General features: G+C 42.9%; 15 protein-coding genes. 3 read left to right on the forward strand and 12 right to left on the reverse strand.

All coding sequences use genetic code 11. From position 1 onward, the window contains the following. Positions 1-80: 80 nt before the first annotated feature. Positions 81-791, reverse strand: a complete 711-nt coding sequence (gene pyrH / locus HMPREF1212_RS18960; RefSeq protein ID WP_046150688.1) for a UMP kinase — start codon at positions 789-791, stop codon at positions 81-83. A 343-nt stretch (positions 792-1,134) separates the two neighbouring features. Between pyrH and HMPREF1212_RS18965 the strand changes: the two genes are divergently transcribed. Next, positions 1,135-1,359 (forward strand): hypothetical protein, encoded by a 225-nt coding sequence (locus HMPREF1212_RS18965; protein WP_028727210.1) that lies wholly within the window; start codon positions 1,135-1,137, stop codon positions 1,357-1,359. 233 nt (positions 1,360-1,592) lie between these two features. Here the strand turns inward: HMPREF1212_RS18965 and HMPREF1212_RS18970 are convergent, their stop codons facing one another. The 9 genes from HMPREF1212_RS18970 to HMPREF1212_RS19010 form a co-directional block, all read right to left on the reverse strand. Beyond that, complete coding sequence (locus tag HMPREF1212_RS18970; RefSeq protein ID WP_046150689.1) at positions 1,593-4,844, reverse strand: DUF6383 domain-containing protein; 3,252 nt, start codon at positions 4,842-4,844, stop codon at positions 1,593-1,595. Positions 4,845-5,797: 953 nt separating this feature from the next. Next, the gene (locus tag HMPREF1212_RS18975) at positions 5,798-6,667 is read right to left on the reverse strand and encodes an endonuclease/exonuclease/phosphatase family protein (RefSeq protein WP_046150690.1); all 870 of its coding nucleotides are present in this window, start codon (positions 6,665-6,667) and stop codon (positions 5,798-5,800) included. Positions 6,668-6,743: 76 nt separating this feature from the next. Next, complete coding sequence (locus HMPREF1212_RS18980; protein WP_046150691.1) at positions 6,744-8,342, reverse strand: RagB/SusD family nutrient uptake outer membrane protein; 1,599 nt, start codon at positions 8,340-8,342, stop codon at positions 6,744-6,746. A gap of 19 nt (positions 8,343-8,361) precedes the next feature. Continuing rightward, positions 8,362-11,640 carry a TonB-dependent receptor gene (locus HMPREF1212_RS18985; protein ID WP_046150692.1) on the reverse strand — a complete coding sequence of 1,093 codons (3,279 nt, stop codon included), beginning with the start codon at positions 11,638-11,640 and terminating at the stop codon, positions 8,362-8,364. A gap of 225 nt (positions 11,641-11,865) precedes the next feature. Beyond that, on the reverse strand, positions 11,866-12,801 hold the full coding sequence (locus HMPREF1212_RS18990) for a FecR family protein (protein ID WP_028727215.1): 936 nt from the start codon (positions 12,799-12,801) through the stop codon (positions 11,866-11,868). A gap of 78 nt (positions 12,802-12,879) precedes the next feature. After that, on the reverse strand, positions 12,880-13,458 hold the full coding sequence (locus tag HMPREF1212_RS18995; RefSeq protein WP_028727216.1) for an RNA polymerase sigma-70 factor: 579 nt from the start codon (positions 13,456-13,458) through the stop codon (positions 12,880-12,882). 67 nt (positions 13,459-13,525) lie between these two features. Then, positions 13,526-14,293, reverse strand: coding sequence for a biotin--[acetyl-CoA-carboxylase] ligase (locus HMPREF1212_RS19000; protein WP_046150693.1), 768 nt, complete (start codon positions 14,291-14,293; stop codon positions 13,526-13,528). Further along, positions 14,286-14,639, reverse strand: coding sequence for an MmcQ/YjbR family DNA-binding protein (locus tag HMPREF1212_RS19005; protein WP_046150694.1), 354 nt, complete (start codon positions 14,637-14,639; stop codon positions 14,286-14,288). The genes HMPREF1212_RS19000 and HMPREF1212_RS19005 overlap by 8 nt, the downstream gene beginning before the upstream one ends. A gap of 17 nt (positions 14,640-14,656) precedes the next feature. Continuing rightward, entirely contained in the window at positions 14,657-15,022 is a 366-nt protein-coding gene (locus tag HMPREF1212_RS19010; RefSeq protein ID WP_028727219.1) for a YraN family protein, read from the reverse strand. Positions 15,023-15,090: 68 nt separating this feature from the next. On the opposite strand from HMPREF1212_RS19010, the gene HMPREF1212_RS19015 reads away from it, so the two are divergent. Then, positions 15,091-15,318, forward strand: coding sequence for a hypothetical protein (locus HMPREF1212_RS19015; protein ID WP_028727220.1), 228 nt, complete (start codon positions 15,091-15,093; stop codon positions 15,316-15,318). Then, entirely contained in the window at positions 15,315-15,755 is a 441-nt protein-coding gene (locus HMPREF1212_RS19020) for a nucleoside deaminase (protein WP_046150695.1), read from the forward strand. Before HMPREF1212_RS19015 ends, HMPREF1212_RS19020 begins: the two co-directional genes overlap by 4 nt. 33 nt (positions 15,756-15,788) lie before the next feature. Here the strand turns inward: HMPREF1212_RS19020 and HMPREF1212_RS19025 are convergent, their stop codons facing one another. Continuing rightward, positions 15,789-16,058 (reverse strand): DUF4834 family protein, encoded by a 270-nt coding sequence (locus tag HMPREF1212_RS19025; protein WP_046150696.1) that lies wholly within the window; start codon positions 16,056-16,058, stop codon positions 15,789-15,791. Positions 16,059-16,112: 54 nt separating this feature from the next. Further along, a complete protein-coding gene (pssA, locus tag HMPREF1212_RS19030; protein ID WP_028727223.1) occupies positions 16,113-16,808 on the reverse strand; it encodes a CDP-diacylglycerol--serine O-phosphatidyltransferase in 696 nt (231 codons plus the stop codon). Between the last annotated feature and the right edge of the window lie 14 nt (positions 16,809-16,822).

Raw genomic sequence — 16,822 nt, forward strand, 5'->3', positions numbered from 1 at the left:
CTTCATTTTCAGGCACAAAAAAAGCCTCTTCCCATGCAATTATGGAAAGAGGCTGAATATCTGTTATACAGAATAGGATACTAATTATGAACCAGCGTGCCTATATTCTCTCCGCTCATTACCTTTTTCAGGTTGCCGTTGGTGTCCATATCGAAGACAATGATCGGAAGGTTATTTTCTTTACACATGGTAGTGGCAGTCAAGTCCATCACTTTCAGGCCACGGGTGTATATTTCATCATACGTGATATCGGAGAATTTAGTAGCTGTAGGATCTTTTTCGGGATCGGCTGTATAAATACCATCTACACGGGTTCCTTTCAGCATGACATCGGCTTCGATCTCGATTCCTCTTAAGGAAGAGCCTGTATCGGTCGTAAAGAACGGGTTTCCTGTACCGCCGGACATAAGCACGACATTGCCTTGTTCCAGCAATTCGATGGCACGCCATTTATTATAGAACTCGCCGATCGGTTCCATACGGATCGCAGTCAAGACTTTTGCTTTTACGCCTTGTGCCACCAAAGCAGAACTCAATGCAAGGCTGTTGATAACCGTTGCCAGCATTCCCATCTGATCGCCTTTCACACGGTCGAAACCTTTGGATGCACCACTCAGGCCACGGAAGATATTACCGCCACCAATCACGATACCGATCTGAACACCCATTTCAGCAATCTCTTTGATCTGTGCTGCATACTCGTTCAGACGAACTTCGTCTATACCATATTGTTTCCCTCCCATCAGCGACTCACCGCTCAGCTTCAGAAGAATTCGTTTGTATTGTGCCATCTTGCTATTTTTTGATTTTTAATTGTTCTTCTGCAAAAATACAGTATTTCGATCAGCAAACAATATCAGCACTGAATTATTCGGGTATTATTTAATAAAACTGTATCGTGTATGAAGCAACATTGTAACGTGCCCACCCTACATTTGCACCAGACATGAAACACGCTTTATTCCTTATTTTGAAAACACTAAGAATATTGGCCAAACCTTCTTCCTAACTTTAGCGTTTCCCTGCTACTTTCAGAGGAAAGAGACAGGGAAACGTTGTTTTGAACAATACAGACCAAACTACTGTTTCATATATAAAAGAAACCAAGTAGAATCATTTAAAAATTTAGTAGTTATGAAGAATGTATTAATAGGTATCGCTGCAGGTATTGCAATCGGTTATGTGCTTCGCAAAATGGAGGACGACGGCAAATTCAAATGTATCCATGATGACATGAGTGAATTGGCTGACAGAACAAAAAAGAAATTCAAAGATGCGGTCGACAAAGGCATCAACCAGGCTGAATATGTAGCCGACCGTGTTGAACACCTGGCCGAAAAAGCAAAACAAAGTAAATAAAGGTACCTTTATAAACGAACGAAACCCCGGTAGATTACTCTATCGGGGTTTGTTTTTTATCTGTGTCCCCTCTTCGCAGAGGTACCGACAGATGAACTTTATTTTATTACTTTAGTATTAATACGACCACTTGTTCGCCCGTCGCGGGGTAATTGGTTGGAGTATAGACGCTGCACGCAACGTCTATACCAGTCAACCACGTGGTGGTAATTTAGAATTTATTTCATTATTTCTTATTTAACGATTGCTTTTACAGCAGCTTCGCCTTCTACAGCCACTACAACTACACCGGCAGGAGCAGCGATTGTAGCATTATCAGAAGAAAGAACTGTGTTAGCAATTGTCTGACCAAGAACGTTACTGATAGTAACTTTCTTACCCTGAGCACCGTTGATGATTACCTGACCGTTACCAGCAACAACAGAAACTGTAGTAGTTGTGACAGCTTCGTTGTCAGTAGCAATTTCATCGTCTGCAACATGTTTTACATTAAATACTAATGCATCATCACCACCAGTTTTAATATCGTTAAAGTTAGAGTCATAAGAAGACAATACTAAACAACCATTCTGGTTCTTCAACCATGAAGCATATTCAGGAGCAATATCCATTTCATTTGCATCTTTCTTCATTGATTCAATCAGGAATGCTCTATCTTCTTCAACCTCTTTAGCGGCAATATTAGGATCCATGAAACGCATTGACCATGTAACCAATTTGTGTTTATCATTATCCAAACGATGGATATAAGATTTACCACCTTTAGCAACAGCATCTTTATCAGCTTTTTTGATTGCATCAAAGTTGATCTTATCATTAGGCAGATTTACAAATTGATCTCTCAGGATGTATAATGTATCAGCAACGCGAATAGCATTAACAAAACCTACACGAGAATATCCCTTCCATTTATAATCACCATTAACTGCTGCTGAATCTGTAAAGTTTACAAGATATTTACCTCTTTCAAATCCCGGAGTTGCAGGAGTACCGTGAATACATTGTGAAGCATCATCAGTGATATTACCGTTAGCGTCAATATGAGGACCAGCTTCAGTACAAGGAGTTCCTTCTTTTGCCGGTTGATCATTACGTTCGATAGAAATCAAATATTGAGGTTTGATATAACCTAAACCACGATTAACCCAAGCTGTATCAACAATAAATGATAAACCTGAAGGAGCTTTATCTTCTGTATAAACACCCAAGAAATCAATTCCTGGTACAACGAAAGAAGGATTACCCTCAATCTGTAAAGTTTCACCACGATAACTTTCAACAAATCTTAATGTATCAGTTGCATCACCTTCATTACCTTCCAACTTAGCTGAATTGAATCGTCTGTATAGAGGAACATCAAGAGGCTCAACAGTAAATGCGGAAGTTCTTGTTTCTGTCAAATCCTGAACTTTCAAAATAGCAGACAGGCCATCATCAGCTACACCTGCTTTCTGTGCATTATCAGCAATTGCATTTGCGCCTCTTGTTGCCTGAATAATTGCATAAAAATCTTTACCTTCAAAGTAGTTATTTGCTTTAAAATAGAAGCTATCAATAGCAGCAACACCAATGTTGCCCATAGCATACTTATCTTCTGCTGCAGCAACTAATGTATCATTATTCATAGCAATCACATACTGCATTCTATGCAACTGAGCCAAACCAGGTACATATTTAACAGCAGTAGGATCAACGCCATAAGTAGCATAGTTACCCTTCTTCAAGGTAAATGCGCCTACTGCATCTTTTACATACAGAACTGAGTCTTTGCTGTCTTTCAGTCCAATATATTTTTCTTGAGAGTACGGATGCAAATAATTGAACTTATACTTAGTCACATCCAGGTCATTTTCATTTACATATTTATAACCGAGATTTTCATCTTTAATAATAGCAGAGTCAGTAATCTGAGTAAATGTAAACTGATCTTTAGCTAAAGAGAACAAATCTGAAGTAGAGGTAATAGTACCATCTTCGTTCTTATACAACTGAATAGTTGCACTCTTTCCTTCAAATTCACGGTTCACTATATTGATTGGAGATGTTTCTTTCAAAGATTCAGCAACCTGAGTCTTTCCAACCAGCCACTGATAAGCCGGCATAAATTTCGGCTCCTGAGTATCCAATGTTACCCATTCAATAACTCCGTTCTTATGGATAGGAGCGGCTAAAACCTGACCCTTCTTATTTGTAATGATATACAAACCGTTATCTGCAGAAGTTCTGTTATCATTAACCGGTGAACAACCCTTATAACCAAGAGTGATATGAGTATTCTGAGCAATAGAATCTACTGTAATAATACGGATCTGATCCGCTTTAACCAAGTCTTGAATAGACACATGTGCATTAGAAAAACCTACTGTATCAGCTGAGTTTGTCCAGCTTGTGCCTGTAGGAGTCTGGAATGTAGCACGATGTACATAAATACTTACACTATCAACAGAAGGTTTATAAGTAAACAAGAATTGATATTGAGCTTTCAAAGCAGACTTGTTCAATGAGTCCTGAGCAGTCGCATTACCATTCAACTTATCTGAAGCCAGATTAGTCCAGTCGTAAGCTAAAAACTTAGTACCTGTTGTATTGGCTAAAGCTGTATCAACTTTCAAATAAGAATCAGCAGCATTTTTCACATAAACATAGTTTACAGAATCACTGGAAGAAGCATCTATAACCTGTTCTGCAAAGAATTTAGAATCTTTATTTGCAAACGGATTTTTCTGACTCACTTTGTTTACATCCGGATTGAAACTTAATGCAACGCCTTTATCTGCATCCTGCTGACCAAAAAGAGTATTGATTTGCTCTGCTTTCAATACGATTTCAGCAGCATTTCTCAAAGTAAACTTCTTGAAATTAGTATTAGACTGTCTGATAGCGTTTTCAGCCAAATCTTTTACTAAGAAAACTCCATCTTCCTGTACAGCTAAACCTACAACAGAGTCTTTTGAGAAATAAGAATAAATGAAGTTATCCTTCGATAAGGATGTTTCATAGTTTCCGGCAAATGCCCAACCTGCAATTTCGCCACCAACTTTTACAGAATCATTTGCTGAAATTAATGCTTCAGCAGGATTTTGAGTTGGCTTAAAACCTGCGATATTACCTTCCATTGTAATATCTAGACGCTGGCCTGTACCTTTGTTAAGGAAGTCATACTTGTAGCTCTGTCCTTGAGAAGAAGGAGCAGTTATACTAACACACCAAAGCGTATTAGCCAAACTATCAGAAGAAAGCGGAGCTGGTACAAATTCCAATTTTCCGGCACTCGTCATGTAAAGTACACTATCAGTCGCAGCTGCAGCACCATTGTTATTAGACAATTGATATAGGCCGTTGTCGTTAGCCTTCAATTTGTCTACTGCAGTGGACTTTGCCAAATTGGTATACAAGTCGGCATAAGCAATCCCCTGTGCATTAACAGACACTGCACTAACTAAAAGCGCAGCACCAGCCAAAAGAGTAGAAAACTTTTTGTTCATAATCTAAATTTTAATATTAATAATAGTGTTAATGAAATAGTTCTTGTTCAATCGTTTACAGACATCAGACTAAATACAGTGACTAGATAAAACGATCGTTTATTCTCGTCATCCATTTTTGATTAAAGACAATTGGTAATCAAAAGAGTGAATTTTGTACAGACTTTGCTATTGTCTTGATAAGAAAGAAGATAAGAATGGAAAATATCTTTATAAAAGAATTGGTGTTTCAAAACTTATAATTACTTTTGTAGACGAGAATAAACGATCGTTTTCTCTAGTCAGTCCATAATCACATTCTAACCATTATATTTCATAGCCTTCAGTGTTATTTATAGATTATTTTATCTATAATAAACATATTAATGTACGCGCGTACCTAAATATATATAATAGTTTTTCCCCTTGTGGTGTCATAGATACCTGCGCAAACATAAGTCACTGTTTTTACAGCACTTACAGATGACGCCACCTTCAAATATGGCGTCACTCATATCCTCTTAGCACTCTTTTTGAGGACATCAGCATAACTAAGCATTTTCATTGGGAAAGCTAAGGTTGAAGGATAGGACATTTTAGGAGGATTGTCCTGTATTTTATAATTGTAAAGCATAAATTACATAATTGCAAAGCATAGGTTACATATATGAAAGGCAAGCCTTACTTTTTAGTAAAGCAAGTATTACATATTCAAAATATGGGAGGAAAACGTTTAAATATAAGCTCTTTTAGGCTTACATATCCTATGAAAAGGGATTAATCGGAACGAGTCAGGACAAGACACTATTAGCAGACAACCTATTTCAGGACAAGACACTTACAGACACAGTGATAGTTGGTGATAGATGAGTGATAGTTGAAAAAAGCAACTATCACCGCCACGAAGCTTGATTATAAAGGCATCAAACAAATTCGTGATAGTGTGATAGTTGTTTTTCGAAACATGTAAGAAATTATTCTTTCGGGATAAACATACTAATGCCAACCGGGTAATGGTCGGACAGGTAATCCGTATCAGAGCCGTTGTAGATTTGAGCATCAACACAGTTAGGACGCAGGCTGTCGGTGACAAAGATAAAGTCGATCCGTTCCTGCTGGCGGCGCAAGGCATCCCCTTTCGGAGAACTGGCTAATATACGCGTTGGGAAGGAATAACGCTGAGCGTCAGCGGTGAACATATAGCAAATGTCGTGTAGCGAGGCGGCCATGAAAGTAGATATTACAGCATAATTCTCCAGATGTTCGTCTGTCCAGGAAGCATCGAAAGGAGAATGGGCGTTCATATCTCCCATCAGCAGGCAGTCGGTTAACCGGTTATCGGCTATATAGTTGACGATATTGTCTGCTTCCTGCTTGCGTTTCAAGCGATCGGACGGGTTCAGGTGCGTCACCAGAAAGTCCATGTTGAGTACTTTGCAATGCAACAGTCCATGTCCGTAACCGTCTATTTTCCGATCGATTACCTGGATCGGGGTTTTAGAAGTAAGTCCCACCGGATAACCATTCTCCTTTACGATGGCAGCGTACGGGTGGCCGTATCCGGCAGCCAGTTCTTTCAGTTTGGCTTCGGTAAAGCCACAAAGTTCGTTCAATGCCAGGACATCAGGCGATTGTTCCTTAACCCAAGCGGTAAAACGGGCGATACGGTCTTTGTCCGCACCGTTACTGAAGCCATCCATGATATTGTAAGAGATGATCTTTATCTTCTGACGATCCGTGCGCCAGTCGCGTTCGTAAGAGTTTGATGTCTGGGCATAGATGCCGGAACAAACCAGTAATAAGAAAAGAAAAAGGACAGACCTGCTGTTGAATAAACGTTTCATTCTTTTAGTTTTTATGTTTGAAAACAAAGGTATATCAAAAAGCGCATAAAACCTTTCGATATACCTTATGACTTATTTAATAACCCGGATTCTGAGGTTTCAGGTTAGGGTTCTTGCTTATTTCCGTATTCGGGATGGGCAATAAACTCATCTTTTTATCCCATGTAAAGCCTTGAACTTTCGCCCATGTCGACTCTTCGATATTCCAACGGCGCAGGTCGTAACCACGCACATCTTCACCGGCAAATTCAACACGGCGTTCGTAGCGCAGCTTCTCCATACCGTCTTCCTTGCCACTGATGGTAATATCCGGCAGAACCTTACTTTCAGGAAGTCCGGCAGGAATATATTTATCCGGATGCGCCAGGGCATAGTTGCGGGCACGGGTACGGATCTGGTTGATATACTTGGCTCCGGTCTGAAAATCACCGGTCTGTATATAAGCTTCAGCCAGATTAAGCAGGACTTCCGCATAACGCATCAGGATATTATTCAACCCTACGTTCGTTTCGTTCGGCCCATACCACAAGGTATTCTTCTGGAAGTCGACACCCCCTTCTTTATTCAGCAGCCAGTCCATCGAATAAACAAGCGGTTCGCCTGTCGTACGATGGGTAGAGACATCCAACGGCGTGTAGAAAGTGATATCAAAGCGGGGATCTCTGTTCTTCCAGTAAGCGGCCGCGTCATACAAAGAATTTACATCTTTTCCTATCGGGTTACCGTCGATCAGGGCATAAGCATCCCTCAGGTTGGCTGTCGGGTTAAAGTGAGTCGTATAAATCTCTCCACGGCAGAAACCACCTTCTACCGTCCCGAAATAACGGGTCTTCCAGTTCTGTTGGTCTTTACTGAAGGATGCTTCAAAGATGGATTCCTTGTTGTACTCATTCGTTTCCATATAAATGGATTCCATATCCGCCAACAACTCATAAACACCTTCGTCCGCCAGCTTCACCACTTCCTCACCCGCTTTGATCGCATTGGTATAGTCCTGACGATAGAGATAGGCAGCCGAAAGAAAGGCATAAGCAGCTCCCGACGTTGCACGCGGGGCATCTTCCGAACCATAAGAAGACGGCAAGTGCTGGGCGGCAAAGGTAAGATCGGGCACAATCACTTTTTCATAAACTTCATCCACAGAGGAACGGGCCGGATGCAAAGCCGCTTCATCCTTCAAATCCACCTGGGTCAGCAAGATAGGCACATCACCATACAGACGGATCAGGTGATAATACCAGTAACCGCGGATAAAACGCATTTCAGCAGCGATCCTGTTTCTGTCCTCACTACTGATCTTATCGTCCGGCATATTTGAGACCTTTTCGATACCGATATTACAGCGGGCAATACCGGTATAGGCATTTACAAAAGAGCCTGTTACCAGATAATTATCGCCCGGATCAAAGCTAGCGCGGGCATAGGACGCATCGATCGAACCGTTTTGCGTGCAATCATCCGAACATAAGTCACCGAATATCTGCACACCGGTCGCCCAGAAGCCGTTCAGGGTCTGCAAAGTTTTATAGCAGGCGTTGGCGGCATACACTGCCTGATCCTTATTCTGATAAAAGTTATCTTCAGAAAGTTCTCCATACGGCTCCCTGTCGAGGAAATCACTGCAGGAAGACAATACGGCCATCAATGCGATTATATATATTTCGAACCTTTTCATATTCTCGTATTTTTACTGTTTAAAACTTAATATTTGCACCAATCATAAAGGTCATTGCAGCAGGGTAACTGTATGCCCAATTGTTATACTGGGCTGTTCCACTTCTTTCAGGGTCGTATCCATAGAATCCTTTACTAGTGATCGTTACCAGGTTTTCACCGCTTACGTATACTCTGAATTTATACTTACTGACCACATCGAACGAATAACCGACGGAAAGATTTTTCAGACGGGCATAGCTGGAGTTCGTCAACAGGAAGTCATTCATCTGATACATGGAATAGGCACCACCCCAGATTACAGCCGGCCACTTGCCGGGCGTTCCTTCTCCGTTCCAACGGTTTTCATACCACCATCTTCCATAGTTTATACTACCGTCGTTCACCCATTTCTCGTATGGCATAAATTGTTTCTTGCCTAAATCGCCCTGCCAGAACATAGAGAAATCGAAGTTCTTATATTGTGCGCCCAACTTGAAACCGAATGTCATTTTAGGAATTGAATTTCCCAGTATCACACGGTCGTCCGCATCTATCTTCTTATCTCCGTTCTGATCTTTGAACTTTATCGAGCCGACAATAGCACTACCATAGGCAGGCGAGTTGTCGATATCTTCCTGGCTGGCATATACACCTTCCATTTCCCAACCATAGAATGAGTCGATCGCATAGCCGACCTTGTTGATGTAAGTGTCACGGTGGCCACCGTCACGCAGTTCCTCATCCTTACCGTCACTCAGTTGGAGTATCTTGTTACGTACCGTACTGATATTGGCTCCGACATAATAAGTGAAGTCTTTATTGATTTTATCCTGCCAGTTGATTTCCAGTTCGACACCCCGGTTAGCCACCTTAGCGAAGTTCACGTTAGGGGCTCCCAGGCCAACTGTCCCCGGAATAACCTGTTGACGAAGGATACCGGAAGTACGCTTATCGTAATATTCGGCTGAAGCCGTCAGGCGATTATCCAGCAAGCCCACATCTACACCGGCATTAGTAATAGTAGTCGTTTCCCATTTCAAGTCCTTATTCACCAGGTTGGCAACATAGTAACCCGGAACAATGCTATGATTATAGCCGCCTTGCCCCATCAGCACACTCATATTGCTCAGCGTGGCAATAGTAGGATATCTGCCTGATACGGACTGGTTACCCAACTGTCCCCAATTCAAACGCAACTTCAGATTAGAGATAGCGGGAACATTAAAGAACTCTTCCTGGCTGATACGCCATGCACCGGAGAATGAAGGGAAGAAACCCCAGCGATTGCCGGATGCGAAACGGGAAGAACCGTCGGCACGAAGATTGAAGGAGAGCAGATAACGGTCGGCAAAGTTATAGTTGATACGTCCGAACCAGGACATCATTGCCAGCTGGCTTTTGGCACCGCTGTTGCGGGAGTCGGTCGGATTCGTTCCACCGTTCAGTATCTGCATATTCTTGGATTCCGACACATAGTCGTAGGCTTTGCCGTAGATATCATCATCGGTGGTAAGCTGTTGAGAGAAACCCGCCATACCGTCGATAGAATGTTTGGAAGAGAAAGTATGATCGAAATAAAGCAGATAATCCGTCAGCCAGGTAACATTCTTGCCACGTGTTTCTTCGTAGCTCGAACGGGTATTTCCATATTTATCGGCAATATTATAAGTCGGGGTAAACGATTTCTTTTCATAATAGTTGAAATCAAGTCCGGCATTGATGCGGAAGCGAAGAAAGTCGAATATCTTATATTCGGCATAGATATTACCCAACACCTTATAAGTACGATGATCCGGATTACTCAAATTTGCCATGTAAACGGGGTTGATACCTGTCTCACCGGGATGTTTGTCATAGCCCGGAGTTATCCCGTCTGCTTCATAAAGCGGAATGGTCGGAGAAACATTATAAGCATCACCCGCAGCATTCGATGTTCCATGCTGCAAACTGGTACTCAGATTGATACTGGTACCGAAGGAAAGACGTTCCCCGTATTTGTTATCGTTGTTGATCCTGAAGTTTGCCTTGTTGTAAGATGTGTTTTCCAGAATACCTTCCTGGTCGACATAACCGCCGGACATATAATAAGAGGAGTTCTGGCTTCCACCCTGGGCGCTGACATTCACGTTATAGGTCGGAGCGACACTGAACAGTTCCTTCCCCCAGTCGGTTCCTTTTCCGTAAGAAGCAGGATCATTTGTAAAATAGGGGGTGATATTACTTCCGCCGATCCAGCGGTTTGCATTGGCTATCGCTTCATTCTGAAGTTCCACGAATTCTGCGGCATTACACATATCCAGATACCGGGTGATGCGCTGCAAGCCGAAATAACCGTCTACAGAGATACTGCTTTTTTCAGAAACTCCTCTTTTTGTTGTTACCAGGATTACACCATTTGCCGCACGCGAACCGTAGATCGCTGCCGAGGCCGCATCTTTCAACACATTGACAGACTCGATATCGGAAGAAGAGATACTTTCCAATCCGCCATCAGCCGGAATACCGTCGATAACGACCAGCGGGGCATTATCACCAAACGTACCCATACCTCTGATACGGATATCCGAGCTTGCTCCCGGCTGTCCGTTGCTCTTCGTAATAACAACGCCCGATAATTTACCTTGCAAGGCTTGTGATACGGAAGAACTGGATACGTCTTTCAGGTCTTTTGAAGAAACGACAGAGACAGCTCCGGTCAGGTTGGCTTTCTTCTGCACTCCATAACCGACTACCACCACCTCTTCCAGGTTCTGTGTGTCCTCTTTCATCAAGATACGGACTGAAGTCTGGTTTTTAACCGGTACTTCCTGTGCCATATAGCCAATGTAAGTAACCTGAAGGGTTGCATTCGGTGCTACATCGAGCGTAAAGCTACCGTCTATATCGGTGATAGTTCCGTTGCTGGTTCCTTTTTCCATCACATTCGCACCGATAATGGATTCACCCTGCGGATCGAGCACGACACCGGTTATAGTCTTGCGGTTGGCCTGTTGCATTATCGCCAACATCCGGTCGTTATTCTTCATCAGGATAATATTGTTGCTTTTCATCGCATAAACAATATCTGTATTCCGGAAGATTGTGGAAAGGACTTCCTCTACCGTCTTCTCACGGGCATCGATCGAAACCTTGCGGTTCAGGTCAATATCCCGCTTGTCATAGACGAAATAATAGTCAGTCTGCTTTTCGATATTGGATAGGATCTCCCCGAAAGGAGTCGACTGTGCTGTTATCGTAACCTTCGCCACCTGGGAAGAAGCTCCGGTAGCAAACAGCCCTGTCACACATAAGAAAAGAGCTAAAAAGGTTAGTTTCATAATATTAATTATTCGTTTAATAGGTTTTAACAGGGCATAGCTGTCCCCATCTGAAATATTTTTCATACTTTTAAAATCTGTATTAGTTAGTACTAAGTTTAACGCAATTACACGGTATTAACTTCTTTGCCGGAAGAACGTTGGCGCGTTTTTCCGGTTTTGTGTTTACTGATGGTATCTACTTCATAGGCATTTCTTTTAAGGTTACTACTATTTGATCTATTACTATTTGATCGTTATCGTATTATTCTCTTCATCCTTTTCGTAGACAAACCGGTCTTTCAGTTGGAATACGTTCAGGATATGCTCGATGCCTTTCTTTGCCTGGAACTTTCCGGTATATCTCTTTTTCTTGAAAGCTTCGTTCTCTACGGTAATCCGGGTGTCGAAGTATAATTCCAGCTTTTCAATCATCCGGTCTACGGGTTCATCGTCGAAACAGATCACGCCGTCTTTCCAAAGCAGGTTGTCGAAATGGGAAATCGGGCCTTTCACCAACCGGTCATTCTCTACATGAACCTGTGTATTTGGTTCCAGAAGTACTTTCTGGTGTTTCGTTTCCGAATAGACTTCCACCGATCCGTTCAGCAAGGCGACTTCAAACATCGGGGCTTTGGCATAGGCCATTACATTGAACTCCGTGCCCAATACTTTTATATTATAGGTAGAGGTTTTCACGATAAATGGTTTCTTTTCATTCCGGCTCACTGTAAAATAGCCCTCTCCGTTCAATTCCACTTCCCTATCGTCTGAAGAGAAATTGTTCGGGAAAGTGAAGGTCGTACCTGCATTAAGCCACACATTGGTTCCATCGGCCAGTGTCAGCTCCACACGTTGGCCAGGCGGTACGGAGATCGTTTGCATGGCTGTCTCCGGCAACTGCCGTTTCAAATCGAATATATACCAGCTCATGCTCAACAGCAGCAGGAAAACGGCTGCGACAGAGGCTATCTTCGTAAACAACGGAAAATTCAGCCTTGTCGTTTTCTTCCGGCCTTTCATAACGTCGCGTTGTTGCCAGAGAGTGACATTATACAGTTTATGCATCGCCTGAAGCTCCGACATGTTCCTCTTGTCACTCTTCGCCCAGGCCAGCACCTGCATTTTCTCTTCTTCTGAAGCCCAACCTGTTATATATTTCTTTATTAGTTCCTGATCCATCTGTTTTGTATAAGATATAATTAGCCTTACAATCATATCGACGATTGATAGCCGTGCATCCCTAAATGAAAAGTCATTTTATTTGAAAAAAAAGAAGAAATAAAATATCGGGAGATAGTCTTTCAAGCTAACGCGCAAAGCCTTTAATACTTTCGTTATATGATATTCAATACTTTTTACGCTTAAGCCCAGTTCATCCGCTATTTCCTTATTCGATTTGTTATCAAAGCGGCTCATTTCAAAAATAAGTTGAGTCTGTTCGGGGAAAGTGGAGAGGGTGGTACGGATTATTTGCTGGATCTCAGTCGTAAAGACCTCTTCCGGATCGCAAGACTCCAGCATGGAGATACGCATATCCAGTTCCTCCTGATGGGCGGTCTTCATATGATTGAAAGCTTCTTCCCGGATCACTTCATGTTTCAGATAATCGAGTGCTTTATTCTTCAGGAGAGTCAGTAGAAAGGCATCAGGGTTGTTTATTCCTCCGCGGCGGAGTTCCGCCCACAGCTTGATAAGTACTTCAGATGTAATATCTTCCGCTACCATTTCGTTATGTACATACGACATGGTAAAAAGGAAAGATTTCCTGTAAAACCTCTTATACAAGTCCTCGAACTCTATATCTGATCTCCCTTCCATACACTTAGTGCTTTTCATAAAAGTTGCACTGACAAATATAATCTTTTACGTCAGATCAAGAAATTAAAATTCAATGATAAAATAATTACAAACTTAATTCGGGAGTTATAACGGTAGAAACTTCTTTAAATGCATAACGTCTTACTTCACCGTCATTCAGTTCGAGGATCAGATGACCGGTCGGCTCTATGCCTCGGATACGCGCCTGAAAAGTTCCTTGTTCATCCCGGTAAGCATGAAAACCTTTCCCACGGTACAAAGCAGCCATATAGTCGTTGCGTATCTCGTCTTCCTGCTCCCGGATCAAACCTAGGTAGCGGTTGTAAAGACGTTCGAGGAAACTGTTCAGTATCTCATTCAGGTCGTACTCCCGGCCTGTGATCTGCGTCAACGAAACGGGATTAGGGGCATTACTCCGGAATTCCTGTTGGTTTATATTGATACCTATACCGATAACAGAACAGAACAGGGATTGTCCCGTAAGATCGTTCTCTATCAGCATGCCGCAGATCTTCCGGTCTTTCCAGTAGATATCGTTCGGCCATTTAACGGTGATGTCGTCCGTATACTGATCGAGCGTTTCTTTTACGCTCAATGCGGCGATCTGGGAGATCAGGAACTGGCGGTTGGCCGGCAGAAAGTCAGGATAAAGGATAACGCTGAACATCAGGTTCCTGCCCCCTTCCGACTCCCATGAGTTACCAACCTGTCCGCGTCCGGCTGTTTGAAAGTCGGTGACTACGACGCTTCCTTCCGGCAATTGTTCCTTACCTACCAATCCACGGAGATAATTGTTGGTAGAGGTCGTTTCCTTCAAACGGATGAAGCGCGACATTTCATTCTCTTCACTCATCGTATGCTTCTCTTATCTTTTTAGGCAATTTGGCTATTACTTCACGGTAGGAATGATGGATCCAGTGACGGATGTCGTCATCGGACAAATCACGTTCGAGGTAAACGCCGTTCCAGTATTTCTTATTGAAATGATAAGCCGGTTCCACTGCCCTGTAACGCTCGCGTAAGTCTTCCGTATAGTCGGGATTACATTTCAGGGCAATATAAGGCTCTTCGGCATCCAAGGCCAGAAGAGCGAACATTTTATTCTCGACCTTAAAGACCAGGGAGACCTCATCGAAAGGGAAACACTCAGTCGTATTTTTCAGCGATAAGCAATATTCGCGGGCTTCTTCTATATTCATACTATTCTCTGTTTTATTTATCTGCAGGGAGCGTAAAAGGCATCGTCCAGATGTTCGATCTTATAGCCGTCACCGCTCTTTATCAGTGTTATAATATCGAAGCGAACCGGACAATCCAGATTAAAATACCGGACGTACGCATCCGCAGCAGCTACGATCCGCCTTATCTTCTTATTGTCGACAGCTTCTTCGGGAGAGACAAGGAAATCCTCGGAACGTGTTTTCACCTCGACAACTATTATTTCGTTGTCTTTCAGGGCAACAATATCCAATTCGTAGTGATGCCAGTGCCAGTTCGAATGTAGAACCGTATAGCCCTGACGAATCAAAAAGTCGCGGGCTGCGGCCTCTCCGTCTCTACCTAATTTGTTTCCTTCAGCCATCTTATTAATTTGCACAAATATACTGTTTTTCTTTTTTATTTGCGCTTTCACTTGTACATTTGCACATTATGGTACAGAAACGGAAATATTCAGCTCCACAACCCAACCGTCCACGGGTACATAAGGTTACTTTTATGCTCAACGAAGAAGAGCAGAAGGCCGTCGACCGCTATCTGGCCAGATATAGCATAGAAAACAAATCCCGATGGTACAGGGAAACCATTCTTTCACACATACTCAAGACGCTTGAAGAGGATTATCCTACCCTTTTCAAGGAAAACGAAATGAGACGATGAATCCATTTAACGACGAATATTTTATGAAGCAGGCCCTCGTGGAAGCACGTGCCGCCGCAGCTGAAGGAGAAGTGCCCGTCGGGGCTGTGGTTGTCTGCAACAATCAGATCATTGCCCGTGCCCATAACCAGACGGAACGGTTGAACGATCCGACGGCACATGCGGAAATGCTGGCTATCACAGCGGCTGTAGGTGTATTGGGGGCTAAATATCTGACCGGATGCAGTTTGTATGTTACGGTAGAACCTTGTATTATGTGTGCCGGAGCGATCGGATGGTCGCAACTAAGTACGGTTGTGTTCGGTGCAAGCGACGAGAAAAGAGGATATCAGGAATATGCTCCGAAAGCTTTTCACCCGAAGGCTGTTGTAAAAAGAGGTGTAATGGAGAAAGAGTGTGCGGAAGAGATGCAGAAATTCTTCCGGCAACGCCGGTAACGGGCGATCTGCTCGCCCGGTTGCGTCTGCTGCTTACTTTACTTCTTCGAAGTCAACATATTCACCTTCGTCTTTTGCGAAGATCTTCTTACGGTTGGCAGTTGCATAATCTTCCTCATTGGTATCATGCGACGACTGCTGTCCGCCAGCGTAACTGCTTGTCTGACGACGTTGTTCTCCCTTCTTTCCGCTACTGCTACCGCTACCGAACAACATATTCTTAAATGTGCGCAGGATAGAGAAACCCATCAGAAAAACTAACAGGATAAAGAAGAAAAACATTACAAACAAAAACTTAAACATAATATTCGTTACTTAGTTGGTTTAAAAGAGAAACACATAGACCAAACCTCTTGTTTAGTGTCTTTTGTTAAAAATAGACAAGAGGATATAGAGAAGAATAGTTCCGGCTATACCAAGCATACCGAAGAAAGCGACGAACAAGACTGCACAAACGACTAATATATAGCGCCTTTCATTGCCTTTCCAGCCAACCGACTTGATCTTTAGCGAGAACATGGGAATCTCAGACACAAGTAATAAAGAGGTAGCCAACGCTACCACCAGCGTAACCACGATAAACAAGACATTATTAGCCTGGCTCAACGGAGCTAAAGAGTATCCGGCCGAAGCCCAGAACAGGGCGTGTGCCGGAACAGGCATACCGATGAAAGAGGTCGTCTGACGTTCGTCGATATTAAACTTCGCCAGCCGCAAACCGGAAAAAGTAGGGATCACAAAGGCCAGATAAGGAATATAACGACCTATTTCCCCTAAAGGAAGACTGGCCTGGCTCAGCATCCAGAACACGATCATACCGGGTGCAACACCAAAACTAACCATATCCGAAAGCGAATCCAGCTCTTTCCCCATCGGAGAGTATGCTTTCAGCAAACGGGCGGCAAAGCCGTCCAGAAAATCGAAAACAGCAGCAATAATGATCCATATAGCTGCCCATAACAAATTTCCCTGCAACGCCACTACAGTAGCTATGCAACCGGATATAAGACTCAGGCAAGTAATTGAATTAGGGATATGTTTTCTGATATTCATTGTTTCGTATATTT

It is taken from the genome of Parabacteroides sp. HGS0025 (genome assembly GCF_000969845.1).
GTDB classification, from domain to species: domain Bacteria; phylum Bacteroidota; class Bacteroidia; order Bacteroidales; family Tannerellaceae; genus Parabacteroides; species Parabacteroides gordonii.

Bases quoted from the DNA above. Each gene is read 5' to 3' on its own strand.
- HMPREF1212_RS18980 (WP_046150691.1), bottom strand. From the start codon at position 8,342: ATGAAAAGGTTCGAAATATATATAATCGCATTGATGGCCGTATTGTCT.
- HMPREF1212_RS18975 (WP_046150690.1), bottom strand. From the start codon at position 6,667: ATGAAACGTTTATTCAACAGCAGGTCTGTCCTTTTTCTTTTCTTATTA.
- HMPREF1212_RS18990 (WP_028727215.1), bottom strand. From the start codon at position 12,801: ATGGATCAGGAACTAATAAAGAAATATATAACAGGTTGGGCTTCAGAA.
- HMPREF1212_RS19015 (WP_028727220.1), top strand. From the start codon at position 15,091: ATGGTACAGAAACGGAAATATTCAGCTCCACAACCCAACCGTCCACGG.
- HMPREF1212_RS19010 (WP_028727219.1), bottom strand. From the start codon at position 15,022: ATGGCTGAAGGAAACAAATTAGGTAGAGACGGAGAGGCCGCAGCCCGC.
- HMPREF1212_RS18965 (WP_028727210.1), top strand. From the start codon at position 1,135: ATGAAGAATGTATTAATAGGTATCGCTGCAGGTATTGCAATCGGTTAT.
- HMPREF1212_RS19005 (WP_046150694.1), bottom strand. From the start codon at position 14,639: ATGAATATAGAAGAAGCCCGCGAATATTGCTTATCGCTGAAAAATACG.
- HMPREF1212_RS19000 (WP_046150693.1), bottom strand. From the start codon at position 14,293: ATGAGTGAAGAGAATGAAATGTCGCGCTTCATCCGTTTGAAGGAAACG.
- HMPREF1212_RS18995 (WP_028727216.1), bottom strand. From the start codon at position 13,458: ATGAAAAGCACTAAGTGTATGGAAGGGAGATCAGATATAGAGTTCGAG.
- HMPREF1212_RS18985 (WP_046150692.1), bottom strand. From the start codon at position 11,640: ATGAAACTAACCTTTTTAGCTCTTTTCTTATGTGTGACAGGGCTGTTT.
- HMPREF1212_RS19020 (WP_046150695.1), top strand. From the start codon at position 15,315: ATGAATCCATTTAACGACGAATATTTTATGAAGCAGGCCCTCGTGGAA.
- HMPREF1212_RS19025 (WP_046150696.1), bottom strand. From the start codon at position 16,058: ATGTTTAAGTTTTTGTTTGTAATGTTTTTCTTCTTTATCCTGTTAGTT.
- pssA (WP_028727223.1), bottom strand. From the start codon at position 16,808: ATGAATATCAGAAAACATATCCCTAATTCAATTACTTGCCTGAGTCTT.
- HMPREF1212_RS18970 (WP_046150689.1), bottom strand. From the start codon at position 4,844: ATGAACAAAAAGTTTTCTACTCTTTTGGCTGGTGCTGCGCTTTTAGTT.
- pyrH (WP_046150688.1), bottom strand. From the start codon at position 791: ATGGCACAATACAAACGAATTCTTCTGAAGCTGAGCGGTGAGTCGCTG.